This window comes from Acidithiobacillus concretivorus (assembly GCF_018853445.1).
GTDB lineage: Bacteria > Pseudomonadota > Gammaproteobacteria > Acidithiobacillales > Acidithiobacillaceae > Acidithiobacillus > Acidithiobacillus concretivorus.
Genome location: NZ_JABELD010000074.1, coordinates 1 through 20,725 on the forward strand (window position 1 = coordinate 1; position 20,725 = coordinate 20,725).

Genomic DNA, 20,725 nt, shown 5'->3' on the forward strand with positions numbered 1-20,725 from the left:
TCTGGCGGCCATAGCGCAGTGGAACCACCCCTTCCCATCCCGAACAGGACCGTGAAACACTGCAGCGCCTATGATAGTTGAGGGCCTCCCTCCGCGAAAGTCGGTCACCGCCAGACACCTATACCTGTCAACCCCATCTGCTCAACATGAGATGGGGTTGATTTTTTTTGAACAACTGCGTACGATGCGCAAAAAAGTGGGCCAAGTGCCCACTTTTTGTTTCTGTATCAGGGAATGATGAACGTGGAAGAACGATTAGATCAGGAAATTGCCCGGCAGGTAGGCACAGTGGGCTGCGCCTTGGTCGATGCGCGGATGTTGCGGAGCGGTCGCGCAATTACCTTACAGATATTAATCGAAAAAGAAGATGGGGCATCGGTCACTATTGAGGACTGTGCAACTGTCAGCCGCCAGCTCAGTGTATGGCTGGATGTGGCCAATCCGATTAATGGGGCCTACCGTCTGGAAGTATCCAGTGCGGGCCTGGATCGTCCTTTGAAAACACTGAAGGATTACGAAAGATTCCAGGGTGAGCACGCGGAAGTGCATTTACACGGATTGCATCAGGGTCGCCGCCGTCTGTTGGGCGTTTTGCAGGGGCTGGAGGATCAGAAAGTGGTCATTGAAAATAGTGAGGGGCGCTGGACACTGGCGCTGGATGAAATTCATAAGGCCAAGTTGGTTCCCCAATGGTGAAGGGGCGGATATGCAGAGAGGAGCAAGTCAATGAGTCGTGAACTTCTTTATCTGGCGGATGCCGTCGCCCATGAGAAGGATGTGGACCGGGAAGTCATTTTTCAGGCTCTGGAAGCATCACTGGTTTCCGCATCTAAGAAGAAATATGGGGCAGACTGGCACATTGTAGTAGATGTGGACCGTAAGACCGGGGACTACGTGACCCGACGTTTGTGGGAAGTAGTAGCGGACGAAGAAGAAAATTTTGATGCTGATCTGCAAATCCGTCTGGAAGCAGCCAAGGCGATACGTCCCGACGTGGATCTGGGCGGCTTTGTAGAAGAAGTACTACCACCGGTCGAATTTGGTCGCATTGCCGCACAGACCGCCAAGCAGGTGATTGTCCAGAAAGTACGAGATGCTGAACGGGACCGGATCGTTTCCGACTTTGCCTTGCGTAAAGGGGATATTATCAGTGGTCTGGTCAAGCGCATGGAAAAAGGCAATGCCATTGTCGATATGGGGCGGGCAGAGGCGCTTTTGGCCAAAGATGAAATGATGCCGCGTGAGGCCATTCGTCCCGGCGACCGGGTCAAGGCACATCTACAGGACGTGCGCAGGGTGCAGCGTGGTCCTCAGTTGTTTTTGTCGCGGGTCAGCCCCGAATTATTGATCAAGCTGTTTGCCCAGGAAGTGCCGGAAATTGGTAACGGGATGATTGAAATCATGGGCGCGGCACGGGATCCCGGCTTGCGCGCCAAACTGGCGGTGCGGTCCAATGACCCTCGGGTGGATCCAGTGGGTGCTTGTGTCGGCTTGCGCGGTAATCGCGTCCAGACGGTCATCAACGAACTCAAGGGTGAGCGTATTGATATCGTCATCTGGGCGGCAGATCCGGCAAGTTATGTCATCAATGCCTTATCACCGGCCGAAGTGTCGAGTATTGTGGTAGATGAAAACACCCACAGTATGGATGTGGTCGTAGATGCCGAAAACCTCTCGCAGGCCATCGGACGCGGCGGGCAAAATGTGCGCCTGGCCACGCAGTTGACGGGATGGACTATCAATATCCTGACGGAAGAAGAAGCCCAGGCCAAACGTGACGAAGAAGATTCCAAGTTCCTGAATCATTTTGTTCAAGAGTTGGGCGTGGATGAAGATCTGGCGCAACTGCTGGTCAGCGAGGGCTTTACCTCCATTGAAGAAGTGGCTTATGTGCCGGTTGCCGAGATGATGGAAATTGAAGGGCTCGATGAAGAACTGGTCAGCGAACTACGGCGGCGGGCGCGCGATATGCTTTTGAACAAAGCCATTGCCCAGGAAGAACAGGTGGCCTTAAGCGAGCCGGGTGAAGACCTGTTAAGCCTGAAAGAAATGGATAAAGGCCTGGCGCATCTGCTGGCCAGCAAGGGTGTGGCCACCGCTGAAGATTTGGCGGAGCTTGCAGCCAGCGAGTTATGTGAGATGGTCGGGATTGATGAAGAGCGTGCGAAAGCTCTTATTCTGGAGGCGCGTGCGCCCTGGTTTGCTTGATACGAACCCTGTGAACGCATTGTGCGAACAAGTGGTTTTGGAGAAAGAGGATTATGACGGTAACTGTCGCCAATTTTGCAGCTGAATTAGGTGTAACCCATGCGCGCTTGTTGGAGCAGTTGAATGCTGCGGGCATCGTGAAAAAAACAGCAGACGATGTCGTCACTGAAGACGACAAACATCGGTTGCTGGCTTCGTTACGCAGTGCCCATGGAGAAGGCGGTGGCGAGCTGCGGCGGATCACGCTGAATCGTACCAGCACCTCTGAAATCAAGCAGTCAGTCGGCGCGGGAAAATCCCGTACTGTGCAGGTAGAGGTCCGGCGTAAAAGAACCTACGTCAAGCGTGAGGTGACTGTAGATGAACCGGTAGAGCAATTGCCGGTTGTCGAAACTCCGGCTGTTGAGCCGGTCACGGCCGTTGAGCCGTCGACCCACGAGATCGAAACGACGCTGGCGAGCCCTGTTGACGTAGCTGTCACGGAGCCTGTCCAGGACTCACCCGCCCCTGTTGCCCAGCAAGCGGCTCCCGAACCGGTAGAATCTATAGCGCAACCCGTGGTGGCCACTTCTGAAGCTACACCGGCAATAGAGCCAAAAGTGCCAGGCGCTGAACGTCAACCTGCTGCTCGTGCCCATAGCGAACGCGCTGCAGCACCGGATCGTAACCGTGCTCCAGTCAGTGAACGCCCGCGTCCCGCAGCAACTGCCCCGGCCAAAGCACCCTCGGTCCCGCCGCGTGGTAAAAAAGCCGGCCCGGCAGGTCGCGGAGAGGATGATCGCTCCGGTGCCGGACGGCGTGGTCCGCGTCGTAATGAAGAGGGCGGTAATGCCGATGCTTTAGCGCGTCGGCGTAAACCTGGAGACAAGAAAAACCGGAATCGCGGTGCGCAGATGGGTAATGAAGCCATCATGGCACCGGTGATCCGCGAAGTGGCCGTCCCCGAAACCATTACGGTGGGTGAACTGGCCAGCCGTATGGCAATCAAGGCCACGGATGTCATCAAGGCCATGATGAAAATGGGCGTGATGGCGACCATCAATCAAGTGATTGATCAGGAAACGGCGGCCATTGTTGTTGAAGAATTAGGTCATAAGGTCAAGATGGTAGCCATGACCAGTCCCGAGGCCTTCCTGATGGATGAAGGCAGTACGGAGACCCCGATTATTGGCAGACGGCCCCCCGTGGTCACAGTAATGGGACATGTGGACCATGGTAAAACCTCATTGCTCGACCGGATTCGTTCGGCACAGGTAGCCAGTGGGGAAGCAGGGGGTATCACCCAGCATATTGGTGCTTATCATGTGGAAACGCCCAAAGGCATGGTGACTTTTCTGGATACGCCAGGTCATGAAGCCTTTACCGCCATGCGGGCCCGGGGTGCGCAGGCTACCGATATTGTCGTGCTGGTAGTGGCGGCAGATGACGGTGTGATGCCGCAAACCATTGAAGCCATCCATCATGCCAAGGCGGCGCAGGTGCCGATTGTTGTCGCGGTCAACAAGATCGACAAACCCGGAGTGGATCCCGAACGGATCCGTCAGGAGTTGGCAGGTCATGAGGTGGTTCCTGAAGAATGGGGTGGCGATGCTCAGTTTGTAAATGTTTCGGCCAAGGCCGGTTTGCATATTGAAGATCTCCTGGATGCCATCCTGCTGCAGGCGGAAATGCTCGATCTGGATGTGCAGAGTAATGGTCCGGCCAAGGGCGTGGTCATTGAGTCCCGTCTTGATCGGGGGCGGGGTGTGGTGGCTACGGTACTGGTTCGTCAGGGTACCCTGCATGCCGGAGATATGCTCCTGGCGGGAGCCCAGTTTGGGCGCGTGAAAGCGCTGGTCAATGATGCCGGACAGAGTACGCAGGAAGTTGGCCCGGGTTTGCCTGCCGAGGTTCTTGGCCTCAGCGATGTTCCCCATGCGGGTGACGAGGTTGTGGTTGTGGCCGATGAACGCAAGGCGCGTGAAGTCGCGCTTTTCCGTCAGGGCAAGTTCCGTGATGTGCGTCTTGCCAAAAACCAGAAGGCATCCCTTGAGAGTCTCTTCGAAGCCGCCGCAGACGGTCAGTTGCAGCAGTTGAATCTGTTGATCAAGGCTGACGTGCAAGGCTCGGTGGAAGCACTCAGTACGACGCTGGAACGCCTTTCCACGTCAGAAGTAAAAGTGACCGTTATTCACTCTGGTGTGGGCGGTATTACCGAATCGGATGTGAATCTGGCGGCAGCTTCGCAAGCGGTGCTTATCGGCTTTAATGTACGGGCGGAAGCTCAGGCCCGTCGCCTCATCGAAAGCACCGGTGTAGATGTGCGTTATCACAGCGTGATTTATGATGCCGTGGATGAAGTCAAAGCCGCCATGAGTGGCATGCTGGCACCGGAAATCCGTGAAAAAATCATTGGTCATGCTGAAGTTCGCGAAACGTTCCGGGTTCCCAAAGTGGGTACTATTGCCGGCTGTATGGTCATCGATGGTGTTGTTCGCCGTAATGCCAAGGTCCGTGTGCTGCGTCAGGACGTAGTCATCCACAGCGGTGAAATGGATTCTTTGCGCCGCTTCAAGGATGATGCCAAGGAAGTCCGGGAAGGTTTCGAGTGTGGTATCGGTCTGCGCAATTACAATGACCTCAAAAACGGGGATATCATTGAGGCCTACGAAACCACTGAAGTCGCGCGTACGGTCTAGGAGTTGGCGTTGCAGCATACTCATCGTGCTTATCCGCGCGGCGCCAGGGTATCTCACCTGCTCCGTGAAGAAATTGCCGCGCTGTTGCGCGAGTTGCATGGTCTTCCTGCTGATCTGGCACTCTTGCCGCCCAGCATAACGATGGTTGACTTGCCTGCTGACATGCGTTCGGCAACTGTTTTCTTTTCCCTGATGGATGGTCCCGAGCGCGCCGATGCGGTTCGCCAGATCCTCAATGCTCGGGCGGGAGAAATGCGTCAGATATTGGGGAAGCGGCTGGCCTTGCGGCGGATTCCGCCATTGCACTTTGTTTATGATGCGCGCTTTGATCGGGGTGCTGAAATGGCAGAAATTCTGGCGCATTTGCCACCCGCTGCGGATGAGGAAGGGTGATCATGACCTGTCAGCATGGCCTGTTGTTGCTCGATAAACCAGAGGGTTTAACCTCCAATGCGACCCTGCAACGCGCCAAGCGGATTATGGGGATCAAAAAAGCGGGACATACCGGCAGTCTTGATCCCATTGCCACCGGTCTGCTGGTGTTGCTCTTTGGTGAAGCAACCAAAGTCTCTGATTACATTCTGAATGCCGACAAGTCCTACCGGGCGACCCTGCGGCTGGGGCAGACAACCAGCACGGGTGATCGTGAGGGCGAGATTCTGGAAGAAAAACCGGTCACGGTAGAGCGTGCCGATATTGAGGCCATGCTCCCGCGTTTTCTGGGAGAAATTGCCCAGATTCCTCCCATGTACTCGGCCATCAAGCAGGGTGGCAAGCCTTTGTACGAGCTGGCTCGCAAAGGGATTGAGGTGGAAAGGGCGCCACGTCAGGTGCGCATTGACGGTTTGCGCCTGGTCGAATTCACCGGGGATCACCTGGTCATGGATGTGGATTGTTCCAAAGGAACCTACATTCGCAGTCTGGCGATGGATTTGGGCGCGGCCTTGGGTTGTGGGGCTCATGTCGAAGCGTTGCGACGAACGAGTACAGGGCCATTCAGTATCGAGGATGCATTTACTCTGGAAGCGTTGGCAGAGCAGCAGAAACAGGGTGAATGTCCATTAAAGGCGATGGATCTGGCACTGGAATATCTGCCCGCTGTCACCCTGACGGAGAACACTGCTTATTATTTGCGTCAGGGGCAGGGTGTGGTGGTGGCACATGCACCTTCTCTGGGACGTATTCGCCTTTACGGACCGGGTGCGCAGTTTCTCGGTCTGGGAGAGGTCATGGACGACGGAAAGGTGGCGCCACGCCGCCTCATGAGCGTAAACTAGGGAGTATTGTTTTTTTAGAAGTTCCGAGGAGAAGAATTTATGTCGTTGTCGCGTGAAGTCAAAGCAGATGTTGTTCAGGGTTATGCTACCCATGCAGGAGATACGGGTTCTCCCGAAGTGCAGGTTGCACTGTTGACCACTCGTATTGAAGGATTGGCTGATCATTTCAAAAGTAACAAGCATGATCATCATTCCCGTCAAGGATTGCTGAAAATGGTGGGCCAACGCCGCAAGCTGCTGGACTACCTCAAAAAGCGTGATGTGAATCGGTATCGTTCGCTGATTGAGCGTCTGGGTCTGCGTAAGTAAGGAGAAGGTTTTGGCCATCATTCGGAAAGAGTTGGATTTCGGCGGACAGCGCCTGCACCTGGAAACAGGTCGTATGGCGCGTCAGGCTGATGGGGCGGTACTGGTTTCCAGTGGCGACACAGTGGTTCTGGTGACGGCCGTTGGCCGTCGAGAAATGAAACCCGGTCAGGACTTCTTTCCCTTGACGGTCAATTATCAGGAAAAAGCCTATGCTGCCGGTAAAATTCCGGGGGGCTTCTTCAAGCGCGAAGGTCGGCCAACTGAAAAAGAAACCCTGACCTCGCGACTGATTGATCGACCCATTCGTCCCTTGTTTCCCAAAGGATTCATGAATGAAGTGCAGGTCATCGCCACGGTTCTTTCTGTGGATCGCGATCATGACCCGGACATTCTGGCGATGCTTGGTGCTTCGGCAGCCTTGGCGATTTCTGGTATTCCGTTCAGAGGTCCTATTGGGGGCGCCCGGGTGGGTTACGTCAATGGACAATATGTCCTGAATCCCAGCGCTGCCCAATTGGCTGAATCGCAGTTGGATCTGGTCGTGGCCGGAACCCGTAATGCGGTGTTGATGGTGGAATCAGAAGCCCAGCAACTGTCTGAAGAAGTGATGCTTGAGGCTGTCATGTTTGGGCACGCCGGATTCCAGTCGGTCATTGCGGCTATTGAGGCCCTGGCGCAGGAAGTAGGTAAGGCCAGCTGGAACTGGGTGGCACCCGTAGCCGATGAGGCTTTGGGTCAGCAGGTGCAGGCCAAGGCTTCGGGTTTGCTGCAGGAAGCCTATTCGTTGGTAGAAAAACAGGCGCGTAGTAAAAAGCTTGAAGAAATTCAGCAGCACATGGTTGCAGAATTAGCCGCAGAAGATGCGCAGCGGGCAGACATGGTGCGTGGTTTTGTTAAAAAAATCGAAACCGGTATTGTCCGGGGGCGAATTTTGGATGGTGCGCCGCGCATTGATGGGCGGGACACCAAGACGGTGCGTCCCATTACCATTGAGGCGGGGGTTTTACCTCGCACCCATGGTTCGGCCCTGTTTACCCGGGGTGAAACCCAGGCTCTGGTCGTCGCAACTTTGGGAACCAAGGGCGATGAGCAGATTATCGACGCTCTTCAGGGAGAAAGCCGTGATCGCTTCATGCTCCACTATAATTTCCCGCCATTTTCCACCGGTGAAACGGGCATGGTGGGGTCACCCAAACGCCGCGAAATTGGTCACGGTCGCCTGGCAAAACGGGCTGTAGCTGCAGTGTTGCCGGAAGCCAGTGAATTCCCCTATAGCTTGCGGGTAGTTTCAGAAGTGCTGGAGTCCAATGGTTCTTCCAGTATGGCTACGGTGTGTGGTGCTTCATTGGCCCTGATGGATGCCGGTGTTCCGCTGAAGGCCCCCGTTGCCGGAGTCGCCATGGGACTCATCAAGGAAGGCGAGCGTTTTGCTGTCCTGACCGATATCCTGGGTGACGAAGATCATCTGGGTGACATGGATTTCAAGGTGGCGGGTACCGAACAGGGTGTGACTGCCCTGCAGATGGATATCAAAATTGACGGTATTACCCGTGAAATCATGGCTGCGGCCCTTAAACAGGCCCACGCCGGACGCCTTCATATTCTGGGTTTGATGAATGCAGTCCTCGAAAAAGGACGCGTCGAACTTTCCGATAACGCCCCGCGCATTATTACCATACACATCAACCCGGACAAAATCCGTGATGTCATCGGGCCGGGCGGTAAAGTCATTCGCGCTTTGACGGAAGAAACCGGAGCTGCCATTGATATTCAGGATAATGGTACGGTCACCATCGCCACAGTAGATAGTGAAGCCGGTGCTGCCGCCCGTCGACGGATTGAACTGCTGACGGCGGAAGTACAGGTAGATACCATATATGATGGGAAAGTGGCCAAAATCATGGACTTTGGCGCTTTTGTCACGATTCTGCCGGGGCGAGATGGTTTGCTGCACATTTCCCAGATTAGTAGCGAGCGGGTCAGTGATGTTCACGACTACCTCAAGGAAGGGCAGGCAGTGCGGGTGAAAGTTCTGGAAGTCGATCGTCAGGGCAAAATCAAGCTCAGCATGAAGGACATTACCCAGTAATTCTGGATTGGGCGGTTTTGACAAAAAATATCGAAGCTTCTGTAAGCACGCTGGATAACGGCGTAGTCGTTCTCAGCGAAAGGTTGCCGGGCCGCCAAAGCGTGGCTCTGTCCCTGACCTTGGGAAATGGTAGCCGTGATCAGGCTGCAGATGAAAACGGTTTTGCCCATCTCCTGGAACACATGCTCTTCAAGGGCAGTACCAAAAGAGATGGAGATGCACTGAATGCCGCGATGGAATCTCTGGGTGGGACCATCAATGCTTTCACCGATCGTGAGAGTACGGTTTTCCATGGCACGGTGTTGGCCGAGGATGCTCAGGAAGCTTTTGTGCTGCTCAGTGAAATGCTCACGCACCCCCGTTTTGATCACGCGGATTTACGTCTGGAAAAACAGGTAGTCGCCCAGGAAGCCGCCATGGCTGCCGAGGATCTGGAAGACTGGGTACAGGAACGGGCCTTGTTGGAAATATGGGGAGAGCACCCTCTGGCCTGGCCCGTATTGGGCAAGGCCAGCTGTATTCGTGCAGCCAGCCGTAAACGCATACAGGCCTATCATGAGCGAGTGCTGGCCGAATCGCCCCTGATTGTTACGGCAGTGGGTGATGTGGATCATGAACGTTTGTGTGGATGGGTGCAGCATGCCTTTCCGGAAGCGCGTCGTCCGGCCTCCCCGCAAAATGGTTTGCCCCCCCGCTTTCAGCCTGGTAAAAAAAATCTGCGCCGTTCAGAAGCCCGTCAGGCGCATTTGGTCTGGATGGCACCAGCTTGTTCCGTCGAATCAGAAGACTATCTCGCTCATGTTGTGGCCAATGCCATTCTGGGGGGAGGCACCGCCTCTTATTTATTCCGGGAACTCCGGGAAAGGCGCGGATTGGCGTATCAGGTATTTTCCCATCTGGATGCGTTGCGCGACTGTGGCGAATGGTCGTTGTATGTAGCGACCCCGGAAGATAAAGCCCATGAAGCCGGCAAGGCGATGTCCGAAGTGCTGACTAGCTTACTGCTTGAGGGGCCCAGTTCGAGCGATATGCTCTGGGCAAAACGCAGCTTGCGTATTCAGTTGTTGCTCGGACAGGAAGATGCCGAAGTGCGTATGAGTCGGCTGGCTCGCCAATGGCTTTATCTGGGCCGCCTTCATTCGGCGGAGCAGTCGTTGCAGAAACTGGAGCTTGTGGATGCAGAAGCCGTACGTCGGGTTTTGCGCGAAGCCTGGGAACAACGCCTGGAAATGCGCTGTTTACCCTCCCTCCGTAAGACTTAGGAAAACTGGTCTTTCCAGAGTCGCAAAGTGGTAAATACAGATAATGCCGTGCTGCCGCTGAGGGGGTCAAATTGCCGGGCACTGGCAATGAGCGCAGGATCAGCACAGCGCAGAAAAGGATTGCTGGCGCGTTCCAGAGCAATGCTGGACGGCAAGGTGGGTTGTCCACTCTCGCGCTGCTTTTGGGCTTGTATTTGTCTTTCCTGAACAACCGGGTTGCCAGGATCCACCAAAGCTGCATAACGCAAATTATTCTGGGTATATTCGTGGGCGCAGTACACTGCTGTCTCCGGAGGTAACGCGGCGAGCTGCTGCAAGCTATGGAACAACATCTCGGAAGTGCCTTCAAATATTCGTCCACAGCCTGCAGCAAAAAGCGTGTCTCCGCAAAACAGGGATGCATCCCAGACATAAGCTAGATGATCCCGGGTATGACCCGGAACTTCCATGACCTGGATTTCTGCCGAGCCAATGGTTAGTTTTCCAGCAGCAACGGGATGAGTCAGGGCCGGTATCCGGTCATTGGCACCGTAGACAGGAATGCGGAAATGACCGGCGAGGGCAGCTACGCCCCCGGTATGGTCGGCATGATGATGCGTGCAGAGTATGGCAGTTGGCACTATCTGTCTGGGCGCAAGCCATTGAAAAACCGGTTCGGCGTCGCCGGGATCGACAATCCAGACACCGGCGCTGCTTTCCAGCACATAAATGTAGTTATCCGCAAATGCAGGAATGAAATGCACAGACATGTTTGGTTCTCAGGGCAAGCGAGTTACCATAAGCCTACTATGGGAGCCGGTTGGGGTCACGCACACTTGGGTATTTTGTCATGTTGAGGCGGTTTTACTGAAATGCCGGGGCGGGGACGTCTTAGCCGACCGCAAGAACAGCGGGCTGCTGTGTGGTGGGATAGTGGTGCCGGACGTCTGCTGCTGGATCGGGCTCGGGATATTCTTCCACGCTGGATTGAGCGTTTGCAGCCAGAAACGGTTTTGCAACTGGGGCAACCGCTGTTTTGGGGAATACCTCCAGGCACCGAACGAACCTGGGTATTGCTCAATGATGGAGCCGCATTGCCACCGGAAGCTTATTTGCAGGTTTGCGGGGCCTGTCCGGATATGCCTTTTGCGCCCATGCGCTTTGATCTGGTTATTGTTCCCTTTTGTTTAAGTCGAATGAGCGATCCTGAAGCGGTGCTGGACGAATGCTGGCGGGTGCTGCGCCCTGAAGGTCATGTATTGATCATGGATTTTAATCCCGGGGGTAGCTTGAGCTTTATGCGCCGCTGGCGTTTATGGCGGCGGGATCGGGCCTGGCCGTGGCGGCGTCCTTTTCTGCCCTTAGGGAAGTTGCGTACCCTGCTCGAAAATCAGGATTTTACTCTGAAAGAAGGGCGCTACTTTCAGTATACCCTGCCGGGTTTAGAAAAAAATGCGCATTGGATGGAGCTCATGGGTGACCGTTGGTGGCCAGCGGGTGCAAACGCTTATTTACTGCTGGCTCAACGCCGTGATCCTGAGCGACCTTTGGTCGGCTTGGCTACCCCCGTAAAAATGCGTCGGGAGCGTTGTAAAGTCAGATCCGAAGCCCCGGCAGCTTATGATCAATCGGACTTGGGATGATGACAGATAAAATTGTGGAATTGTTTACGGATGGAGGTTGTCGGGGTAATCCCGGTATTGGCGCCTGGGGCGCCTGGTTGCGGCGCGAAACACAGGAGAAGGTGCTCTGGGGATTCGCACCGGAAACCACCAACAACCGCATGGAATTGACGGCGGCTCTGCGTGGTCTCGAAGCCCTGAAACGTCCAACCCGGGTTCGCGTGATCAGTGATTCCCGATATTTGCGGGATGGCATGACCCAGTGGTTGCCAGGTTGGCAACGGCGCGGCTGGCGCACGGCGGGTGGGGACCCGGTCAAAAATCAGGATATCTGGGAGCTTCTGGTAAAAGCCTCTGCTCCCCATCAGGTAGAATGGGAATGGGTGCGCGGGCACTCCGGTCATATTGAGAATGAAAAAGTCGATGCCCTGTTGAATCAGGTCATGGATCAATACGGCGCAAGTCAACAGTATGAAGAGGGGGAGGGATGGCTTTAAGACAGGTGGTGCTGGATACAGAAACGACGGGTATTGACTGGAAACAGGGTCATCGGGTCATTGAAATTGGCGCGGTAGAGTTGCTGGATCGCCGTGTGACGGGGAATAATTACCAGCAGTACCTCAATCCCCAGCGTAGCAGTGATCCTGAAGCCCTGCGCGTGCATGGTCTCACCGATGCGTTTCTTGCAGATAAACCATTATTCGCCGAAGTGGCTGAGACATTTCTGAACTATCTGGGTGACGCAGAGCTGATTATTCACAATGCGCCCTTTGATCTGGGATTTTTGAACCATGAACTCAGACAGATTGAAAAAGCACCGCTGAATCATAAAGTTATGGATACCTTGGTGGATGCCCGTCGTCGTCATCCCGGGCAGAAAAATGACCTGAACAGCCTGTGCCGACGATATAATGTCGACAATAGTCACCGTGAGCTGCACGGCGCTTTGCTGGATTGCGAAATCCTGGCCAAGGTCTACCTCGGCATGACGGGGGGGCAGGTGGATATGATGGGCTTGTTGAATGCTTCAGAGGAGCATTCGGGAACGGCGTCTTCCCGAGATTCTGCGGCTTCTGCGCAATCTGCTCAATTGAATAGTGGCACGGTGGCAACGCGGTCTCGCCCGAATTTGCGGGTCATTCGCGCTACTGCGGAAGAAACTGCCCTGCATGCTCAATATTTAGAGGATATGGGTGGAAAAGCTCTATGGAATGAGCCATAAAGCGCCGTAACTTATTGTTTGTGCTCAATGAGTTCGATGCGGTAACCGTCAGGATCTTCCACAAAGGCAATGATGGTACTGCCGTGTTTCATAGGTCCTGCTTCGCGCACCACTTTGCCACCCCGCCCACGAATGGCATCGCATGCCGCAGCGGCATTTTCCACTTCCAGGGCAATATGCCCGAAGGCATCACCGAGTGTGTAATGATCTACGCCCCAATTGTAGGTCAGCTCAATGACGGCTCCAGCGCTTTCCTCCTGATAGCCGACAAAAGCAAGGGTAAACTTGCCATCGGGATAATCTTTGCGGCGTAACAGATGCATGCCGAGGACTTCGGTATAAAACTGGATGGAGCGATCCAAATCGCTCACCCGCAGCATGGTATGTAAAAGACGCATTTGACGCTCCTTGCACAGGTTACTGTGCGGTTTTGTCCAGAGATGTACTACCCCTGCAAGCGTTTTTCAATCCGCAGACGCAGGGCATTGAGTTTGATGAATCCTTCTGCATCTTTCTGATTATAGGCACCGGCATCATCTTCGAAGGTGGCAATGCGGGGATCAAACAGACTTTCCTGAGACTTGCGGCCGACTACACTGCAGGTTCCCTTGTAGAGTTTAACCCGAACTACGCCATTCACCAGTCGCTGGGTCTGGTCAATCAGGGTCTGCAGAGCGCGGCGTTCCGGACTCCACCAGAAGCCATTGTAGACAATGCTGGCATAGCGGGGCATCAGCTCATCCTTGAGATGCGCGACTTCCCGATCGAGGGTAATGGATTCAATGGCGCGATGGGCCTTGAGTAATATGTTGCCGCCAGGCGTTTCATAGCAGCCCCGCGACTTCATGCCGACATAACGGTTCTCGACAATATCCAGACGGCCGACGCCATGCTCGCCACCTACGGTATTGAGGTGCGCCAATAATTGCTCAGGATTGAGGGATTCACCGTCCACCGCGATGGGATCACCATGTGCATAGGTGATTTCCAAGTAGCGGGGTTGATCCGGGGCTTTCTCAGGCGCTGTAGTCCAGCGCCACATGCTCTCTTCGGCCTCCGCCCAGGGGTCTTCCAGAATGCCGCCTTCATAGGAGATATGCAGAAGATTGGCATCCATGGAGTAGGGCGACTTTTTACCGTGTTTTTCCACAGGGATGCCATGTTTTTCGGCATATTTGAGGAGCTTTTCACGGGAGTTCAGGTCCCATTCCCGCCAGGGGGCAATGACCTTAATGGCCGGGTTCAGGGCGTAAGCACCCAGTTCAAAGCGGACTTGATCGTTGCCCTTGCCGGTGGCTCCATGAGCAACGGCATCAGCACCCACTTCGGCGGCAATTTCCACCATGCGCTTGGCGATAAGGGGCCGGGCAATGGAAGTCCCCAGCAGGTATTCACCTTCATAGATGGTATTGGCGCGAAACATGGGAAATACATAATCGCGGACAAATTCCTGACGGAGGTCGTCAATGAATATTTCCTTGGCACCGAGCTTTTCTGCTTTGATACGGGCTGGCTCTACTTCTTCACCCTGACCAATATCTGCCGTGAAGGTGACGACATCACATTGATATTGATCTTGCAGCCATTTGAGAATGACTGAGGTATCGAGACCCCCTGAGTAGGCGAGAACGACTTTTTTGACCATTTAAGAAGCTCCTTGCAAGGCGGCCACAGGGCCGATGCCAAATAAAAATTCCATGAGCGCCTTCTGGGCGTGCAGGCGATTTTCCGCCTCTTCCCAGACGACAGAAAGGGGACCATCCATAATATCGGCGCTGACTTCTTCTCCGCGATGTGCAGGAAGGCAGTGCATGAACAAAGCGCCAGGCGCAGCAGCAGCCATGAGGGCGTGATTCACCTGAAAATCCTGAAGAATGGCACGGCGCTGCTCGGCCTCCTGTTCCTGGCCCATGCTGGTCCAGACATCCGTTACCACCAGGTCGGCACCTTCCACTGCTGATAAGGGATCATGAAGAACGGTGACATATTCTCCCCCGGTTGCCAGCATGTCGGCGCTGGGCGCATAGGAAGCAGGGCTGCCGATACGCAGGCTGAAATTGAAAATGCGTGCGGCCTCCATCCAGGAATGGGCCATGTTGTTGGCTCCATCTCCTACATAGGCAACTCTCCGTCCTTCCAGTGTGCCCCAGTGTTCGGTGGCGGTCATGAGATCAGCAAGCAACTGGCAGGGGTGGTGGTCATCGGAAAGACCATTGATGACGGGCACTCTGGAGGCTGCGGCAAAAAGCTTGAGGTTGTCATGACTGAAAGTGCGGATCATGACCATGTCTACCATCCGTGAAATTACCCGGGCGGTGTCTTCAATGCTTTCGCCGCGACCCAGTTGGGTGTCGCGTGGCGAGAGGAAAAGGGCATGTCCGCCCAGTTGCGCCATACCCGTCTCAAAGGAAACCCGGGTCCGGGTAGAGGACTTTTCAAAAATCATGGCCAGAGTCCGCCCGGTAAAGGGCATGTACCGTTCACCCTGGCGCTGCATGTGCTTGAGAGCAATAGCACGGTCCAGCAAGGTCTTGAGTTCGGCTTGGCTGAGATCGGCGAGGCTGAGAAAGTGGCGTAGTTTCATGATGTGGGTTCCAGTAGTCGGACGATCCCGGCAACCAGCAGATCTATTTCCGATTCAGAAATAATGAGTGGTGGTAATAGCCGAATGACTTTGTCCGCAGTGACATTAATCAGTAATCCTGCTTCCAGAGCACGCTCAACTAGACGTTCGGGTTTTTGCGCCAGCTCAATACCGACCATTAAGCCCATGCCGCGAATATCCTGAACCTGTGGATGCTGCGCCAGGGCATGACGCAGTTTCTGCTGCAACAGTGCCCCCATTTTAGCTGCCTGAGCAGGAATGTTGGCGTTTTCCATGGTGTCGAGTACCGCCTGGGCGGCAGCACAGACCAGGGGGCCACCCCCGAAAGTCGTGCCATGCTTACCGGGTCCAAACAAGTCCGCTGCCGCTTTGCGGGCAAGCAGGGCGCCAATGGGAACCCCGTTTCCCAGGCCTTTGGCCAGGCTGAGCACGTCCGGAACCACACCGTCAAGCTGTTGATAGGCAAAGAAATTACCAGTTCGACCGATGCCGGTTTGGACTTCGTCGAGCATGAGCAGCAGTCCGTGGGTGTCACAAATACTGCGTAGTTCCGCTAAAAATCCTTCGGGAGCAGGGCGCACGCCGCCCTCACCCTGCACGGGCTCAACCAGAATGGCGGCAATGGCCGGATTGGCGGCAATCAGTCCTCTGACTGTGCTGCTGTCGCCATAAGGAGCCCGCACAAAACCGGGTACCAGTGGTGCGAAGCCTTCCTGAATGCGGAAATTGCCTGTCGCTGTCAGCGCCGCCAGAGTGCGGCCATGAAAAGCCTGGGTAAATACCAGAATCTGTGGTTCGGCAATACCTTTCTGATGGCCGTGGAGGCGCGCCATTTTGATGGCTGCTTCGTTGGCTTCAGCGCCACTATTACAGAAAAAGGCAGCATCCAGACCGCTGAGGCGGCAGAGGCTATCGGCCAGCTTTTCCTGCAAGGGAATCTGGTAGAGATTGGATGTATGCAGCAGGGTGCCCGCTTGTGACTGAATGGCCTGAGTGACGGCAGGGTGGCAATGACCCAGACCCACTACCGCAATACCCGCCAAGGCATCCAGATAACGCCGTCCCTCGCTGTCGTAAAGCCACACGCCTTCCCCCCAGCTGAAAGCCACGGGCAGGCGTGCATAATTGTTCATGAGTGCCATTATACCGGGGCCTCCCCATCCAGGTTGAAGGCGGCGTGCAGAGCCCGCACCGCCAGTTCCAGATATTTTTCTTCGATGACCACAGAAATCTTGATTTCCGAGGTGGAAATCATCTGAATGTTGATGTTTTCCTTGCCCAGGGTGGCAAACATGGTGGCGGCAATACCCGCATGGGAACGCATGCCGACGCCTACTACTGACACCTTGACAATGTGGTCGTCGCCCCGCACATCTTCCGCTTCCAGTTTTTGAGCCACAGCGCTCAGAATATCCTTGGCTTGGGCGTATTCATTGCGATCCACCGTAAAGGTGAAATCTGTTTTACCGGCTTCGGAAATATTCTGCAGAATAACGTCCACGTTGATATTGGCTTCTGAGACGGGTCCCAGAATGGAATGGGCAATACCAGGGTGATCAGGAACGCCAATCATGGTGAGTTTGGCTTCGTTACGGGAGAAGGCGATGCCAGAGACGCGGGGAGCTTCCACAGAATTTTCCTCATTGGTAACCAGGGTGCCGGGCCCATCCTGAAAAGACGACAAGACCCGAACAGGAACATTGTACTTCATGGCAAACTCAACAGAGCGCGTCTGCAGTACCTTTGCGCCGAGGCTTGCCATTTCAAGCATTTCTTCAAAAGTAATACGATCAAGGCGCCGCGCTCTCGACTCCACGCGCGGATCCGTTGTGTAAATGCCATCTACATCAGTAAAAATATCACATTCATCGGCGCGCAGGGCAGCCGCCAATGCGACGGCGGTGGTGTCCGATCCGCCCCGTCCCAAAGTGGTAATATTGCCATGCAGGTCGACGCCCTGGAAACCGGCAACCACGACGATTTTCCCGGATTCGAGGGCTGAACGGATTTTGTGATCATCAATATGTTCAATGCGCGCCTTGGTATGGACAGAATCCGTGGTAATGGCTACCTGCGTGCCGGTAAAAGATTGCGCCGCTTGGCCCATCTCTTCTAAAGCCATGCACAACAGTGCAATAGTCACCTGTTCTCCGGTGCTCAGCAGGGTATCCAGTTCACGCTCGGTAGGGTGGGCCGCCATGGCCCGCGCCAGTTGCAAAAGGCGATCGGTCTCGCCAGACATGGCCGATACCACGACCACAACCTGATGCCCGGCCCGATGGGTAGCCATGACTTTTTCGGCAACCGCGCGAATGCGCTCGGGACTGCCCACAGATGTTCCACCAAATTTTTGTACGATGAGTGCCATTGTCAGTGATTTTATGAAAAATTAAAGGCAAATCATAAAGCCTTGGGACGCGTTCGTACAGGATGGGGCGAGAATCCCTCAAGTGGAGAGCTTTTTATGAGATTTGCCTGCTTACTGTGACAGGTTTTCCGGTTTCCGGGTTTTTTTGAGGAAGGAATACACCGGGCAATAGCCGAAAACCCCCGTTGCTATGAGGAGAAGTCCCGAAAAGGTCCATTCTCGATAGGGGAAGGGATTGACGAAATAGATGAGAAAAATGATGGCGCCAAAGTAAAGGCGCAGCCAACGCTCGGTACTGTTCATGTTCTTGATGATTTTCATGATATGGCCGTCCTTAAATGAGAGGGCTAGGTATGAATATTAGACCGCTTCGGTCCGTGCCGCAATAGGGGAATCTTGCTTGGTCTCAGCATCTTCTCTGGGCTTGAACTACAATAAACAGCATGAAGAGGATTGTGTGAGCAGTCTGGGATAGCCAAACGGGTTTCTGCAGTGATTTCCGGGGAGATGGAAGGATGACAACAGATTTACGGGCGTTGCACAAAGAGGTGGGTCAAAGCACCTGGCTGGATAATTTGTCGAGAACACTGATTCACGATGATGTTCTCAGAAAATATATCAGCGCAGATGGTATTAGTGGGGTTACCTCCAATCCCAGCATTTTTCAGAAAGCCATTCATTCCAGTCCCTACTATCAGGATGATTTGCGGCAAGCTGCAGAATCTGCCGAACGACTTTATGAACAGCTCGTTTTGCAGGATTTGCAGATGGCCTGCGATCTTTTGCGGCCGGTGCATCATGAAAGTGGTGGCGATGATGGTTGGGTGAGCTGGGAGGAATCTCCGCGTTTGGCGCATGATGAAGCAGCGACGGTTGCTGAAGCCCGCCGTCTGCGGGGATTGGTGCAGCGCGACAATTTGTTGATCAAGGTTCCCGCGACGCCCCAGGGTATTGCGGCACTGGCTACGCTGATAGGCGAGGGTATTTCAGTCAATGTCACCCTCATGTTCGGATTGGAACATGTCCACCAGGTTTTTGCGGCTTATCAACAGGGCTTGGCGCATTGGGTAAAGCACGGCGGCGACCCCCGCCGGGTCAAGGCGGTTGCCAGCCTTTTCCTGTCGCGGGTAGATACCCTCGTTGATCAGCAGCTCGAAAAAATTGCGACAGCAGAGGCTCTGGCTTTGCGCGGCAAGGCCGCAGTGGCCATGGCCAAGGTTGCTTACAAGGTCTATCAGGAGACCTTCCATGGGGACGGCTTCGCGGAGTTGGCCAAGGCCGGTGGGCGTCCGCAGTATTTGCTCTGGGCCAGTACCAGCACGAAAAACCCGGAGTACTCGGACTTACTTTATGTCGAACCGTTGATGGGGCCGGAAACGATCAATACCTTGCCGGATGAAACCCTGAACAAACTGCGTGATCATGGCCATATCGCGAATCGGGTGAGTGAGGATCTGGACGCGGCACAGGCAGTCATGGCCGGACTGGAGTCGCTGGGTATTCACATGGACAGTGTGGCTGAGCAATTACAGCAGGAAGGGCTGGCCGCCTTCGCCAAAAGCTTTGAGGAAATGTTGGCGGAGGTCGACAAGGCCATGCCCCGTAGTGGTTGATTGCCTTCGCGTTAAAAGCCGACGGTATTGAAGCCGGCATCGACGTAAGTAATTTCGCCGGTGATGCCTGAGGCCAGGTCGGAGCAGAGGAAGGCCGCCGTGTTGCCCACTTCTTCCTGGGTGACATTGCGGTGGAGGGGAGCATGCTCCGCATAGTGGTCGAGGATTTTGCGGAATTCACTGATTCCGCTGGCTGCCAAAGTCCGAATAGGACCTGCGGAAATAGCGTTGACACGAATGCCATCACTGCCCAGAGAATAAGCCAGGTAACGAATGCTGGCTTCGAGGCTGGCCTTGGCCAGGCCCATGACATTGTAGTTGGCCATGGCCCGTTCGGCGCCGAGATAGCTGAGCGCCAGTAAAGCGCCTTGGCGGCCCTGCATCAAAGGGTGCATGGCTTTGGCCATGGCGGTGAAGCTGTAGGAAGAAACTTCATGGGCAATACGGAAGCCATCGCGGGTGGTGGCGTCCAGATAGCTGCCGCTGAGTTCTTCCTTGGGCGCAAAAGCTGCGCCGTGGATACCGATGTCGACGCCACCCCATAGTGACTGGACGCGTTCCATGGCGGCCTGCAATTGCTGTTCATCCATCAGATCCAGTTCCAGGGGTTCCGGCGCGCCGATTTGTCCAGCCAGTTCTTCTACCCGGCTTTTGGTGCGCTCGCCCTGATAGGTCAACAGCACTTCGGCTCCCTGACGATGCATGGCCTGCGCGATTCCCCAACAAATGGAACGATCATTGGCTACGCCAACGATGAGCGCCTTTTTGCCGGTCATGAAACCCATAAAACCTCCTGTGTGCTGCTTAGCGTGTATAAATAGTGAGACGTGAGCCCGGCTGAATGTCGCTGGCAGAGGCCAGGTGGTTCCATTGGATGAGAGACTTGGGTTGCACATGGTACTGCTGGGCAATTTGCCAGAGCGTGTCGCCTTTGCGAACAATATAAGTCGCTGCGCGCGGCTGGGTGGCAGCGCGTTCCTGGCGGGCACTAATAGCCGCTACGGCGGTTTCCGAAGGAATATTCAGGACCTGACCCGGATGGATGACGGATTGCTCGGTCAGGTGGTTCGCATGAGCAATAGCGGTGATCCCCACACCAGCCCGCTGCGCAATTTGCCAGAGACTTTCGCCGGGGCGCACCGTCAACTGTCTTTGCTGGCGTGCTGCCGTATAAACGGGAGTGGCATGACCTCCGTAAACGGTGAGATGTTCTCCCACCTGCAGATCATTGGCCGAATGGATATGATTCCAGCGCATCAGGTCCTGAACACTGACGCCAGCCTGCTGCGCCAGTCCCGAAAGGGTATTCCCGGAGTGAACCACCAGAGCGTGATTGGCTGGCTGGCTATAAGTGGCGTTTTCCAGATGATGCCCCCCATAAACCACCAACTGCTGACCTGCCTGCAGATCACGCGCGGAGCGCAGATGATTCCACTGCTTCATCTGCTGAACACTGACCCCCGCGCGCATGGCTATTTGTGACAGGGTGTTCC

21 protein-coding genes and 1 rRNA gene are annotated in these 20,725 nt (G+C 54.9%); 13 read left to right on the top strand and 9 right to left on the bottom strand.

Annotation, left to right across the window (positions count from 1 at the left end; all coding sequences use genetic code 11):
- From rrf to HJG40_RS10130, 9 genes are all read left to right on the top strand, one after another.
- A 5S ribosomal RNA gene (gene rrf, locus HJG40_RS10090) occupies positions 1–116 on the top strand.
- Positions 117–237: 121 nt separating this feature from the next.
- The gene (gene rimP / locus HJG40_RS10095) at positions 238–696 is read left to right on the top strand and encodes a ribosome maturation factor RimP (RefSeq protein ID WP_226857373.1); all 459 of its coding nucleotides are present in this window, start codon (positions 238–240) and stop codon (positions 694–696) included.
- Between the two features lie 30 nt (positions 697–726).
- Positions 727–2,208, top strand: a complete 1,482-nt coding sequence (gene nusA / locus HJG40_RS10100) for a transcription termination factor NusA (RefSeq protein ID WP_215864070.1) — start codon at positions 727–729, stop codon at positions 2,206–2,208.
- 53 nt (positions 2,209–2,261) lie between these two features.
- Positions 2,262–4,886 carry a translation initiation factor IF-2 gene (gene infB, locus HJG40_RS10105; protein WP_215864071.1) on the top strand — a complete coding sequence of 875 codons (2,625 nt, stop codon included), beginning with the start codon at positions 2,262–2,264 and terminating at the stop codon, positions 4,884–4,886.
- A gap of 9 nt (positions 4,887–4,895) precedes the next feature.
- Entirely contained in the window at positions 4,896–5,279 is a 384-nt protein-coding gene (locus tag HJG40_RS10110) for a ribosome-binding factor A (protein ID WP_215864072.1), read from the top strand.
- 2 nt (positions 5,280–5,281) lie between these two features.
- Entirely contained in the window at positions 5,282–6,163 is an 882-nt protein-coding gene (truB, locus tag HJG40_RS10115) for a tRNA pseudouridine(55) synthase TruB (protein ID WP_215864073.1), read from the top strand.
- A gap of 39 nt (positions 6,164–6,202) precedes the next feature.
- Entirely contained in the window at positions 6,203–6,472 is a 270-nt protein-coding gene (gene rpsO, locus HJG40_RS10120; RefSeq protein WP_215864074.1) for a 30S ribosomal protein S15, read from the top strand.
- 10 nt (positions 6,473–6,482) lie between these two features.
- Complete coding sequence (pnp, locus tag HJG40_RS10125) at positions 6,483–8,561, top strand: polyribonucleotide nucleotidyltransferase (protein WP_215864075.1); 2,079 nt, start codon at positions 6,483–6,485, stop codon at positions 8,559–8,561.
- A gap of 17 nt (positions 8,562–8,578) precedes the next feature.
- Positions 8,579–9,823: a M16 family metallopeptidase gene (locus tag HJG40_RS10130; RefSeq protein ID WP_226857372.1), complete on the top strand. Its 1,245-nt coding sequence runs from the start codon at positions 8,579–8,581 to the stop codon at positions 9,821–9,823.
- Here the strand turns inward: HJG40_RS10130 and gloB are convergent.
- A complete protein-coding gene (gene gloB, locus HJG40_RS10135; protein ID WP_215864076.1) occupies positions 9,820–10,572 on the bottom strand; it encodes a hydroxyacylglutathione hydrolase in 753 nt (250 codons plus the stop codon). The genes HJG40_RS10130 and gloB overlap by 4 nt on opposite strands.
- A gap of 102 nt (positions 10,573–10,674) precedes the next feature.
- Between gloB and HJG40_RS10140 the strand changes: the two genes are divergently transcribed.
- Genes HJG40_RS10140 through dnaQ form a run of 3 tightly spaced genes read left to right on the top strand, consistent with a single transcriptional unit; the run spans position 10,675 to position 12,646 of the window.
- Positions 10,675–11,445 (top strand): class I SAM-dependent methyltransferase, encoded by a 771-nt coding sequence (locus tag HJG40_RS10140; RefSeq protein WP_215864077.1) that lies wholly within the window; start codon positions 10,675–10,677, stop codon positions 11,443–11,445.
- A complete protein-coding gene (gene rnhA / locus HJG40_RS10145; protein ID WP_215864088.1) occupies positions 11,445–11,921 on the top strand; it encodes a ribonuclease HI in 477 nt (158 codons plus the stop codon). Before HJG40_RS10140 ends, rnhA begins: the two co-directional genes overlap by 1 nt.
- Positions 11,912–12,646 (top strand): DNA polymerase III subunit epsilon, encoded by a 735-nt coding sequence (dnaQ, locus tag HJG40_RS10150; protein ID WP_215864078.1) that lies wholly within the window; start codon positions 11,912–11,914, stop codon positions 12,644–12,646. Before rnhA ends, dnaQ begins: the two co-directional genes overlap by 10 nt.
- A gap of 11 nt (positions 12,647–12,657) precedes the next feature.
- On the opposite strand, the gene gloA is transcribed toward dnaQ, so the two are convergent.
- From gloA to HJG40_RS10180, 6 genes are all read right to left on the bottom strand, one after another.
- Entirely contained in the window at positions 12,658–13,044 is a 387-nt protein-coding gene (gloA, locus tag HJG40_RS10155) for a lactoylglutathione lyase (protein WP_215864079.1), read from the bottom strand.
- A gap of 47 nt (positions 13,045–13,091) precedes the next feature.
- The gene (locus tag HJG40_RS10160) at positions 13,092–14,291 is read right to left on the bottom strand and encodes an argininosuccinate synthase (RefSeq protein WP_215864080.1); all 1,200 of its coding nucleotides are present in this window, start codon (positions 14,289–14,291) and stop codon (positions 13,092–13,094) included.
- Complete coding sequence (gene argF, locus HJG40_RS10165) at positions 14,292–15,230, bottom strand: ornithine carbamoyltransferase (protein ID WP_215864081.1); 939 nt, start codon at positions 15,228–15,230, stop codon at positions 14,292–14,294.
- Positions 15,227–16,393 (bottom strand): aspartate aminotransferase family protein, encoded by a 1,167-nt coding sequence (locus tag HJG40_RS10170; protein WP_215864082.1) that lies wholly within the window; start codon positions 16,391–16,393, stop codon positions 15,227–15,229. The genes argF and HJG40_RS10170 overlap by 4 nt, the downstream gene beginning before the upstream one ends.
- Positions 16,393–17,619, bottom strand: a complete 1,227-nt coding sequence (locus HJG40_RS10175) for an aspartate kinase (protein WP_215864083.1) — start codon at positions 17,617–17,619, stop codon at positions 16,393–16,395. The genes HJG40_RS10170 and HJG40_RS10175 overlap by 1 nt, the downstream gene beginning before the upstream one ends.
- A 111-nt stretch (positions 17,620–17,730) precedes the next feature.
- Positions 17,731–17,940 (bottom strand): YgaP family membrane protein, encoded by a 210-nt coding sequence (locus HJG40_RS10180; RefSeq protein WP_010641530.1) that lies wholly within the window; start codon positions 17,938–17,940, stop codon positions 17,731–17,733.
- A 194-nt stretch (positions 17,941–18,134) separates the two neighbouring features.
- On the opposite strand from HJG40_RS10180, the gene tal reads away from it, so the two are divergent.
- Positions 18,135–19,232 (top strand): transaldolase, encoded by a 1,098-nt coding sequence (gene tal, locus HJG40_RS10185; RefSeq protein WP_215864084.1) that lies wholly within the window; start codon positions 18,135–18,137, stop codon positions 19,230–19,232.
- An 11-nt stretch (positions 19,233–19,243) separates the two neighbouring features.
- Here tal and HJG40_RS10190 read toward each other — a convergent pair whose 3' ends face one another.
- Positions 19,244–20,017: an enoyl-ACP reductase FabI gene (locus HJG40_RS10190; RefSeq protein ID WP_215864085.1), complete on the bottom strand. Its 774-nt coding sequence runs from the start codon at positions 20,015–20,017 to the stop codon at positions 19,244–19,246.
- Between the two features lie 19 nt (positions 20,018–20,036).
- The coding region (locus tag HJG40_RS10195) for a LysM peptidoglycan-binding domain-containing protein (protein ID WP_215864086.1) at positions 20,037–20,725 on the bottom strand (689 nt) is incomplete at its 5' end.